Genomic DNA, 9,756 nt, shown 5'->3' on the forward strand with positions numbered 1-9,756 from the left:
CGGCGTTTCGATCACCGAGGCTGCCCGCACGCTCAAGATCGGTCGCTCCACCGCGTACGAGGCGCTGGCTCGACGCTGAACAGCGGCTACGCCGCTCCGCGGCCCGTTTCTGCCGTATTCCGGTGGCACCCGTACATCACCGGGATCACCGACGCCGAACGCGAGAAGATGCGCGCCGAGCGGCTGGCCCGCGGCGAGCCCTACGACTCCGACCTCTGGGATGACGACGCCGAGCCGGACGCCGAGCCGGACCTGGTCGACGCCGCCCGCGACCAGGACCCGGACGTCACGCTCGCGGCAGACCCGGCCGCTGGCCTCAATAGCCATTCGGCCGTGGATCGAAGCGGGCCCTGATGTTCAGCCGAGCCCGAGGTGCCTGGCCAGGACGGCTACCTGGCCGGCGAACCGGTCGAGGAATTCGGACGAGCGTGGGTCGACGCCGCAGGTTCCCTCAATGATGTGCGGCAGCGTGGTGGGCGCCATGGTCATCGCCATCAGCATGACGACCAGGCAGGCCGGATCGAGATCGGCGGGCAGCTTGCCGGCCTCTTGCAGCTTCCGCAGCTCGTCGATGGTTTCGGCGAACATGCCGGTCGACGGGTGCGCGTCGGATCCGGTGTATTCGAGCCCGTTCCAGGCCAGCAGGCGGACCCCGTCCGGGTTGCGCAATGCCTCCAGCGCATAGCGACGCAGTTGCTCCGGCAACGGCGTGCCCGCGGGTGCCAGCTTGCCCTGTCGTTGCTGCCACTGCCGCGAAATGGCTTGGTACAGGCCCTCTTTACCGTCGAAGTAGTACGAGATCAGCTGCACGTTCACCCCGGCGCGGGCAGCGATCGCACTGATCCGGGCGCCCGCGTAACCGTGCGCGCCGAACTCGACCATCGCGGCGTCCAGGATCAGCGCGCGGGTGCGTTCGGGATCGCGCTGCCGCTCCTGCGGCTTGGGGGACCTTCGGGGTTTCGACGCGGACATGCACGCGATCATACCTCCGCCTGGCACTATCATGCGCCTATCTGAATGAATCAAATGAACGTTTGACAGCGCCGCTTCCCGGGCGCACCATTGGGGGCATCGCAGTGAACAAGGAGAGTGAAATGCCGGAGAACACAAGGATTCTCGTCGCCGGTGGCGGTGTCGGCGGCCTGGCACTCGCGCAGGCGCTGCACCACGCCGAGCTCGATGTCGTCGTCTACGAGCAGGACCCGACACCCCGTACCCGCAACCAGGGCTACCGGATCCACATCGACCCGACCGGCAACGGGGCACTGGCCGACTGCGTCCCGCCGGACGTCCTGGCGGTGCTGCGCCGCACCAGCGGCCGCAACGGCGATCTGGTGACGACCTTCACCACGGGGCTACGGCAGGTGTTCACGCAGCACTTCCCCGACATTCCCGCCGACCAGCTCACCGCCGTCGACCGCAACACCTTCCGCCAGGGCCTGCTCACCGGCCTCGAGGACGTCGTCCGGTTCGGGCACACGGTGTCCGGCTATCAGGTGACCGACTCGGGACGGGTGCGGGTCGAGTTCGCCGAAGGCGGCAGCGACGAGGGGAATCTGCTGGTCGGCGCGGACGGCGTCGGGTCGGCCATTCGGCGCCGGTTGCTCCCCGAAGCGGTGCTGCACGACTTCGGTCTGCGGTGTCTGTACGGCCGGATGCCCCTCACCGGGTCGTTGTCTCCCGAGGAGTTCGAGCGTGGTCTGTGCTGGGTTTCGGGCGGCAGCACATGCGGCGCCGGGTTTGGTACCGTCCGGTTCCGCACCCCCATGGACGGGACGCAGGACTATCTGATGGTCACCCTCGTCGCGACCCCGGATCATCTCGGCGTCACGGACGAGAGGCTGTTCCGCATGTCGTCGGAAGAACTGTGGAAACTCTCGACGGACACCGTCGCCGACTGGCATCCGGCTATTCGCGAAATCTACGCCCGCGCCGACACCGAATCGTTTTTCCCGATCACGTTCCGGATCAGCGAACGGATACCGGCATGGGTGCCGGGCCCGATCACTCTGCTCGGCGACGCGGTCCACACCATGCCGCCCACTGCGGGTGCCGGAGCGAACACCGCGCTGGCCGACGCCGCCACGCTGGCGGATGAAATCCTTTCCGCCGTACGAGGCGGGAAATCTTTGGTCGAAGCGGTTGCGGCTTACCAGGCAATCATGCTGCCGCGTGGTTTCGCGGCCATCGACGACTCGCGGCGCCTGGCAGCCCAGATGTTCGCGGCGACCTGATCAGCCGCTTGTCAGCCCGGCCTGCGCGGACAGCACGGCGAGCAGGAACCCGCAGACTGAGAACGCGCTGTGCAGCCGATCGAGGCCGGGGCGCGAGACCTGCCCTTTGAAGACGCCCGCAGCTGTTCAAATCGCCGCCCGGATCGGGCGGCCCCGGCCCTGGAAGACCAGATGTCCGCTCATCGGCCCTCGGCCACGTCCTGGGCGGCATCGTCCGAGCGGTCGTCGATGGCGTGGAGGTGCTCGTCCCACCAGGCGGTGATCAACTGCGACAAGGCCGCGACCGCCCGGTCCCGACGCCACGGCGTCAGAGGCAGCACCACCGGAGGCAGGATCACCAGTTCAGGCGCAGGCCAAGGCCGCACCCTCCCTGTGGTTGAACTAATGTTCCGTAAGGGGATCCCCCACCGGAACACCCGCCAGCCGAGACAGCGCCCCAGGTCGAGGTGTTCCGTATAGGTGTTCCGCGAACTGTTCCGGCGAAGGCCCCCTATCCGGAACACTCGGAGCCGTGAACGGAACCCGCGTCGGCTACGCCCGCTGCTCCACCGACGAACAAGACGTCATCATCCAGGGGTGCCGGTAAGAAACGTGTCATGAGCCCCAAACGGGGTTGATCTTGTTGTGACTTGCCTGGTCAATGCTGGGCGGTCATGAAACACCCCCCAATGCACATCGACGAACTGGTCGAGCACTGGACGATCCTGGACGAAGAGCGCGATCTCATCGCCGGGAAGCGTGACGCCACACGACTCGGCTTCGCGATCTTGCTGAAGTTCTACACGCAGTACGGTCGGTTCCCCCGCGGTCGCTCGGAGCTGCCGGACGACGTGGTCGAGCACGTGGCCAAGCAGGTCCAGGTTCCTGCCTCGGAGCTCGGCTTCTATGAGTGGTCCGGCTCCACGATCGAGTACCACCGCAGTCAGATCCGCACGCACCTGGGCTTTCGCACCTGCACGACCGCGGACGCTACGAAGTGGCCTGTCGTTAAGGAAGCTGTCACCAAGTACGCCGAGCGGAGTTGACCCAGGTAGCAGGGCAATCGCGCGCCGTGAAATAGCTCTTCAGGCAGTCGTCCCAAGGGGATCAGCCAGTAACGGCCCACCTGCTGCCACTCGCCAGGCCTACCGGCCCCGCCGCTGACCCGCTGGCCCCCGCCGGCTACGCCAACGGGCGGCGGGGCCCGGGGACGGGTCAGCGCATGCTTTCATCCATCAGTTGCTCGAGATGATCCGGATCGGCGTCGGTGAGATTGAGGAGCATCGAGTACAGCTCGGTCATGGGCGAGGGGACATCGCGGATTTTCGAGGTCGGCTCGTCGTCGTCCGAGTCGTTGAGCCACAGGTCCGCCCAGTAACTGCTGGTGTTCTCATCCCAGCCCCACACGCTGCGATTCTCCCAGCCCTCCAGCAGGAACTTGTACCTCGGACCTCTCAAAGTCGTCTCCCCTCGCCTGTCACGCTTTCGCCATGGTCATGGTTGTGCGGTTGGTTCCACCGGACCTGGAAAACTTTCCCAAGATCCCGCTTTACTACTCCTGTTCCGATCATGGCCGGTCGGCTCGCCAACGGGGGACTTGCGCAGTGTGCACATGCACGCCGTTCGCGCGCTCCAGATAACGCGCGTAGACAGGCGGTCGTGCACATCGTGCACGCGCACAACCTTCCCCGTCCTGTCCCACTGGCCCCCGCTCGACGGAAAGCCCAGCGACCCCGGCTGAAGATGATCGTCGGCCGGTGACGCCGCGGGGCGTGCATGTTCCTCGCCAACGGCACCTGGGCGTCGATGCGTCAGGGAAACCGAACGGTCACCACGCCGGTAGAGAGTCGGCCCCACAAAGATCACTACATTAAGTAGTTGATGATTCGCTCTTTGTAGTTATCTGCGAGAGGACCGGCATGCCCCACCCCCCACGGCGCCACAACCTGATCAGCACCACCCTCACCGGCGCAACCCTCCTGGCCAGCGTGACCCTGATGGCCGCGATCCCCGATCCCGCGGCCGCGGTCACGCGCCCTGCCCAGCACACGTTCCAGGCCGCGGCGCAGCGTGCGGAGGGGCCGCTGCTGGCCGACGCGGTCGCCATGTTGCCGGTGGCCGGCGAGCGGCGCGAGGGCTACCAGCGCACATCGTTCAGGCACTGGGTCGACGCCGACCGCGACGGCTGCAACACCCGCGCCGAGGTCCTCCTCGACGAAGCCGCCACCCCGCCCCAAGTCGGGGCCGGCTGCCGGTTGTCGGGCGGGCAGTGGTACTCGTATTACGACGATCAGTACGTCGATGGCCCGGCCGGACTCGATGTAGATCATCTCGTGCCGCTGGCAGAGGCGTGGGATTCGGGCGCCTACGACTGGACCGCTGGCCAGCGTCAGGACTACGCCAACGACCTGCGTGAACCCTGGCATCTCGTTGCGGTCACCGCTCGTAGTAACAGGTCGAAGGCGGACCAGGACGTGGCCACCTGGCAGCCGCCGTACGAGCCCGCGCGCTGCCGATATGCCGCCGAGTGGACCGCGATCAAGATCCGCTGGCAGCTGTCCATCGACCCCGCCGAGCAGCAGGCCCTGACCGACCTCGCCGACGCCTGCCCCACCCAGCGCCTGCCCGCCACCGGCGAGCAGCGCTGATCGTGACCGCCCGCCTGCTGGCGACCCGGTCGACGTCGCCAGCGTCGTTGGTGTCGTTGTCGGTGTTGTCGTTGGTGTCGCGAAGGGAGTCGTAGCGATGAGGGGGATGCCGCCGATCGAGTCGGGATGGGGATGGCGGGTGTGGCGGAGCCGGGTGTGGCTGGTCATCATGGTCATGCAGATCGCGCTGAGTGCGGTCCTGCTGGTGGCATTCTCGTTCACGCAACTGCTGGCGTGGGCCCGGTCCCCCGCAGGGCTCAACCATGAGCTCTGGGCGTTGATGATCGTGTTCTGGCTGGGCATCACCCCCCCAATGCTGGCCTTTCAGGCCGGACGCTCCTGGTGGCATGGCCATCACGCCCGGTCGGCGATCATCACCGCATGGGCGGTGATGGCTCTTGGCGTGGTCGCGGCGTGGAAGGCCGGCGTCTCCTGGAGAGAGATCGTTTACAGGCCCGTGCTGCTGGCCGCCATGTTCTGGCTCCTGCGAGCACGTCTGGAGAGGCTCGGATACGTGGACATGTGGGCGGGGCGCCGGACCGGCACCGGCTCGCGCCGCCGCGCTCGCGACACCCTGCCAGACCGCGCGCCTGGCGGCTGAGGTCACTACTCGCGGGCCGTTCCGGCTGGCAAGGGCCGCACCCCGTGCCGTTGAGCTTGCCTTCGCGACAACGCTGGGCGGGTGGACCCGGGTCGCCGCGTTCGGTCACGTGCGTGGCCCTTGCTCCCCAGTGCCGTCGGCCGTCGGCACCAGGCCTGGCTGGAGGCCGACGCCTCCCGCAACGAAGACAACGTCGCCCGCAAGGCCGAAGTGGTCGCACTCGCCCGCCAGCTCGCAGCGTTCAGCGTGCCTGCAGCGCGGCGAGGATGGCCTGTTCCACGTTGTGGTGCACGGTCAGGACGCGTCTGGCTCCGGTGTCGTTCAGCAGCCGGGCGGGGGCCTGCTGGAGGCAGGATAGGTGCAGGTCGCCGCCGTGTCGGCGCAGCAGGGCCCGGATATTGAGCAGCACGCGCAGGCCGGACCGGCCCAGACGTGGCACCTCGCTCAGGTCGAGCACCACGTGATCGCCCGGTTGCCGGCGCGCCCGGCCGAGGAAGGCGTCCAGCTGGTCGTCCAGTTGGTCGGCGTTGGCGGCGTCCAGGTCTCCGGCGATGGAGATCACGCTCACGCCGGGCACGTGCTGGCAGGCGAATGTCAGCGGGATCATCACGGCTCCCCGGCAGCGGGTGGACCTTCTGGCGGGGCGGGAGCAGGTGGGAGCGGCCATGAGGGTCAGTCCTGCGCACGGGTCAGGTATCTCGTGATGGCCAAGGCGAGGCTGACGAAGCCGGCGAAGCCTGCCGCTCCGGCCAGCACGGCCAGCGGCGTGGGGGTGCCGCCCAGCCAGGCCAGCGCGCCGCCGGCGAAAGCGATGACGAGACCGGCGGTGACGATCACGGCCACCCAGAGTCCCCGGTTGTTGTTCATGGTGTTCCTCACGTCGTTGTGAAGGGTCAAGGGTCATGTGGCGTACGGGCCATGGCCCGCGTCCGGCACGCCGCCTGGCGGCGTGAGCGCGGAATCAGGTCGAGGGCAAAGACGTGTACGCCCCTTCTTGTTTACGGGGCTAAAAGACCTGATGTTTACGGTCAGGCTGGTCCGGTGCCGAGGCGGTTCTTTTCCATGCCGTTGCGGGACTTCGCGGGACGAATGGCGTTCGGATAGCTGGGGGCGTGAATCGTTCCGCGGGTGTCCCAGGGTGTTCCGCGGGACGTTCCGGGACAGGTCTGAGCTGCCAAAATAAGGAGATTTGTCGGTCTTTCGCCGTACCGCATCGTCCCGGCTTCACCCACGCGTGGTGTGTGCGCCCCGAAGTGTCGCCCGGGTGCGGGACAATCTTCTTCACCTTTACCGAGCACGTTGATTGGCGGTGGCCGGCACGATGACTGGCCGTGCGGTCGGCGCTCCCTGGGAGCGGTTTTATAGCGAAATGCGGCGATTGCGCACAAAAGCGGGAACCATCTCCTACAGGCGCATTGTCAAACACGAAAGGAACAAACTGGGCCTGGGCCTGAGCAAGACCACGGTCGCGGCGGTCTTCACCGGCTCGGACCGCAAAAAAGGCCCGAACTGGGCGAACGCCGCGTGCGTCTTCGAGATCTTGCGGGAGGAACTGGCCAAGACCGGTGTCGACCCGGACGCGCATCTGGGCACGATGGATCAGCTGTACCAGCTGTTCCTGGAGGTCACCGAGTTGAACGTCGCGGAGTTGGACGTCACCGGGAGCGCGTCGGCGGGGCCGCCCGCCGCTCAGCCGACCGCGGATGCCCCGCCTGCGTCGGCTGGCCCTTCGCCCGCATCGCCGGGGCAGGAGGCCGACGGGCCCGAGGCGGCCACCGTCGTGCCGTTCCCGCGCGTGACCGCCTCTCCCGCGATCCCGCCTGCGGTCGTCCCAGCCGCGGAGCCTGCGCACGCAACGTCGCGGCCGGCCACTGAGGAGCCGGTCATGGGGGAGTCGGCCACTGAGGAGCCGGCCGTAGAGGAGTTGGCCATGGAGGAGCGGGCTACAACGATGCCACCAGGGCAGCTGTCACCGGGGCTGCCGGTCCCGGGCCCGGGCCTGCCGCAGGAGGACGTGGTCTCGCCGTTGCCGGTTGCGCAACCGGTGGAACGAGAGGCCGCGATGGCGTTGCTGGTCGCCCGGCCCCCCGGGCAGTTGACGACGGACCGGCTGGGCCAGTGGTTCGGCCCGCGTGGACTGGAACTCGAGGCCAAAGCCGAAGACCGGCACCCCATGGCCCTGTTCGAGCTGGGTGTTCTGCTGATCAACCGCGACGCGCTGCTGGAAGGACTGCTGTTCTTGGAACAGGCCGCCAGGTTGGACGGCGAGTTGAGGCTGGAGCTTCCCACACCGCACCGGGGCGATCGCTTGTGCGGGTCCATCGTCGCGGACATCTGCCGCCGCGTGGCCAGCGACTACGAAGCGGCGGGATACCAGCTCCGGCAGAGATTGTGGGTGGACTACAGCGTCAAGATCGATGCCCAGGTTCCGCTCGCGTTGCTGACCGACGCCCGCGGCCGCCACGCCCGCCAAGGCTACCGCCTGAGCTTCCTCAGCGACCTCGAGGTACAACGCATCAAGAAGGCCTACTGGCGCTCCCGCGCGGTCGATCACTCCCTGGTCGGGCCCGGCGGGCCGACCGGGCCGGCGCCGCATCATCGAGGCCAGCAGGGACGGCCGTCGTTCGAGAACACGCGATGGTCTCCGTTCGAGCAGGTGTGGCGGGCAGTCGAAGGGGAGGACTATCCGCCGTTGGACTTCTACCGCTGATCTGGTCACTCGCCTCGCTCGGCGCAAAGCCCTGCGGCACCAGGTGTGCATTGTGTACACCTATGGCCTATGGCGCACATCGGCAATGACCCGGCCGGCCCGGACGCGGCCGCACCCGAGGCGGCCGGACAGCCGCCGGTGGAACGGGACCTGGGCATCCGCGAGGCGCGCGGGCAACTCGGCGAGCTCGCCGACCGCGCCCGCTACCTCGATGAGATCACCTACCTGACCAAACACCGCACCCGCATCGCCGCGGTGGTGCCCGCCGAGGCCGCCCGTACGCGCGGCCAACTGCAGGGCACCGTCGAACAGTCGGCCGCCGAGGCTGAACAGACCCGGCGCGCCTACGAACGGCTGCACCGGGCGGCCGATGCCGTGCTGGACGCCGACGAAGTGCTGTGGGTGCGCGCCTTCCTGCGGCTGTGGGACCTGCTGCAGAAGATGGACGGCACCTTCGAGGCCGCGTTCGAGGCCGCCCTGGCCGCCGAACGCGACCGCCCCGACCCCGCTGATGGCCAGGACGACGATGAGGAGGGGTGGGCGAGCGACGACGCCGCCTACTACGGCGACCCCTACCTGGGCGAGCTGCGCCGGCTGCGCCAAGACGAGCGGGACCGCGTCGACTTCGCCCGGCAGATCGACTACGAGGTGGAACAACGCGTCCGCGACGACGAGCGCTACCCGGGCCGCGGCGAGGTACTGGACTGGCACGCCTGGGCCTCGCGGATCGAGGGACTCGCCCATAAGATCGCCGCCGCCCGCGCCGCCGCTGACCGGCCCCAGGTGTTCGGGTCGCGCAGCCGCCTGCGCGACGCCCTGGCCGAGGCCTGCGCCATGCTCGACGATCTGGAGGTCACCGCCCCCGCCGAACCGCCCGCCGACGTCACCGACTATCTGGCCCGCGAGATCTGGACCGACGCCGCCAAGGTGCCGGCCGGGCCGCTGATCGTCACCATCGCCGCCTTCGTCAAAGGCTCGCACCTGCCGGCCGAGGCGGTGCGATCGGCTCTCGGTGAGCTGCGCAAGGCGGGCAGGATCTCCTGCTACCGCTACTTCCGCGGCCAGCAGACCGAGATCGACCCCACCCGGCTGATCCCAGAGGCCCAGTTCCACCTGGTCCTGCACGGCCAGATCGACGGGCTGGACCTCAGCCACATCCGACCGGCCATCATCGTCGACCTGTAGGAGAACCCGCGCGATGCCCCGGCACCGGCTCCCGGGGCGCGGGCACGTAGGGAAGGCTTCCCCCGAGCCGAGGTCCCCGAGGGGAAGCACTGACGACCTGCGCGCCAAGTAGGGATCAGCCACGTGGGCAGGGCGGGCGACAGGGTGGCGCGGTTCGGCGGCTCGCGCCCCTGAGCGCGTCACTGACGAGTAGGACGGGCAGCACGTCCCACTCCCCTACTCGCAGGTAACGGAACAGTGCGCGGATTCTGCTGGCCTTACTCGTCGGGACTTGCCTCTGCCGTCCAGCGGGCGAGGCTGCGTCGGGTGGTCAGGGTGTCGGGGTGGTCGGGGCCCTGGACGCGTTCGCGGATGGGGAGCAGGGCGGCGTACTGGTCGCGGGCGGCGGCCGCATCCCCT

General features: G+C 68.3%; 12 protein-coding genes. 7 read left to right on the forward strand and 5 right to left on the reverse strand.

Annotated elements, in window-relative coordinates; translation table 11 throughout:
- Nucleotides 1–354, forward strand: a 354-nt coding sequence (locus ABZS69_RS64735) for a hypothetical protein (protein WP_355394368.1), incomplete at its 5' end; no start/stop codon positions are given.
- 3 nt (nt 355–357) lie between these two features.
- Here ABZS69_RS64735 and ABZS69_RS64740 read toward each other — a convergent pair.
- Nucleotides 358–972: a TetR family transcriptional regulator gene (locus ABZS69_RS64740; RefSeq protein WP_355394371.1), complete on the reverse strand. Its 615-nt coding sequence runs from the start codon at nt 970–972 to the stop codon at nt 358–360.
- 122 nt (nt 973–1,094) lie between these two features.
- Between ABZS69_RS64740 and ABZS69_RS64745 the strand changes: the two genes are divergently transcribed.
- Nucleotides 1,095–2,234: an FAD-dependent monooxygenase gene (locus ABZS69_RS64745; protein WP_355394374.1), complete on the forward strand. Its 1,140-nt coding sequence runs from the start codon at nt 1,095–1,097 to the stop codon at nt 2,232–2,234.
- A gap of 179 nt (nt 2,235–2,413) precedes the next feature.
- On the opposite strand, the gene ABZS69_RS64750 is transcribed toward ABZS69_RS64745, so the two are convergent.
- Nucleotides 2,414–2,557, reverse strand: a complete 144-nt coding sequence (locus tag ABZS69_RS64750; RefSeq protein WP_355394377.1) for a hypothetical protein — start codon at nt 2,555–2,557, stop codon at nt 2,414–2,416.
- Between the two features lie 345 nt (nt 2,558–2,902).
- Between ABZS69_RS64750 and ABZS69_RS64755 the strand changes: the two genes are divergently transcribed.
- Nucleotides 2,903–3,259, forward strand: coding sequence for a DUF4158 domain-containing protein (locus ABZS69_RS64755; protein ID WP_355394380.1), 357 nt, complete (start codon nt 2,903–2,905; stop codon nt 3,257–3,259).
- 169 nt (nt 3,260–3,428) lie between these two features.
- Here ABZS69_RS64755 and ABZS69_RS64760 read toward each other — a convergent pair whose 3' ends face one another.
- Entirely contained in the window at nt 3,429–3,671 is a 243-nt protein-coding gene (locus tag ABZS69_RS64760; protein ID WP_355394383.1) for a hypothetical protein, read from the reverse strand.
- A gap of 461 nt (nt 3,672–4,132) precedes the next feature.
- Between ABZS69_RS64760 and ABZS69_RS64765 the strand changes: the two genes are divergently transcribed.
- On the forward strand, nt 4,133–4,861 hold the full coding sequence (locus ABZS69_RS64765; RefSeq protein WP_355394386.1) for an HNH endonuclease family protein: 729 nt from the start codon (nt 4,133–4,135) through the stop codon (nt 4,859–4,861).
- 154 nt (nt 4,862–5,015) lie between these two features.
- Nucleotides 5,016–5,462, forward strand: coding sequence for a hypothetical protein (locus ABZS69_RS64770; protein WP_355394389.1), 447 nt, complete (start codon nt 5,016–5,018; stop codon nt 5,460–5,462).
- Nucleotides 5,463–5,703: 241 nt separating this feature from the next.
- On the opposite strand, the gene ABZS69_RS64775 is transcribed toward ABZS69_RS64770, so the two are convergent.
- Nucleotides 5,704–6,069 carry an STAS domain-containing protein gene (locus tag ABZS69_RS64775; protein WP_355394392.1) on the reverse strand — a complete coding sequence of 122 codons (366 nt, stop codon included), beginning with the start codon at nt 6,067–6,069 and terminating at the stop codon, nt 5,704–5,706.
- A gap of 65 nt (nt 6,070–6,134) precedes the next feature.
- Complete coding sequence (locus tag ABZS69_RS64780; protein WP_355394395.1) at nt 6,135–6,329, reverse strand: hypothetical protein; 195 nt, start codon at nt 6,327–6,329, stop codon at nt 6,135–6,137.
- A 442-nt stretch (nt 6,330–6,771) separates the two neighbouring features.
- Here ABZS69_RS64780 and ABZS69_RS64785 point away from each other — a divergent pair, with 442 nt between their 5' ends.
- Together ABZS69_RS64785 and ABZS69_RS64790 are read left to right on the forward strand one after the other, a co-directional pair.
- A complete protein-coding gene (locus ABZS69_RS64785; protein WP_355394398.1) occupies nt 6,772–8,172 on the forward strand; it encodes a hypothetical protein in 1,401 nt (466 codons plus the stop codon).
- Nucleotides 8,173–8,241: 69 nt separating this feature from the next.
- On the forward strand, nt 8,242–9,357 hold the full coding sequence (locus tag ABZS69_RS64790; protein ID WP_355394401.1) for a hypothetical protein: 1,116 nt from the start codon (nt 8,242–8,244) through the stop codon (nt 9,355–9,357).
- Nucleotides 9,358–9,756: the final 399 nt, after the last annotated feature.

The organism is Nonomuraea sp. NPDC005650 (assembly GCF_040605375.1).
Taxonomy (GTDB): domain Bacteria; phylum Actinomycetota; class Actinomycetes; order Streptosporangiales; family Streptosporangiaceae; genus Nonomuraea.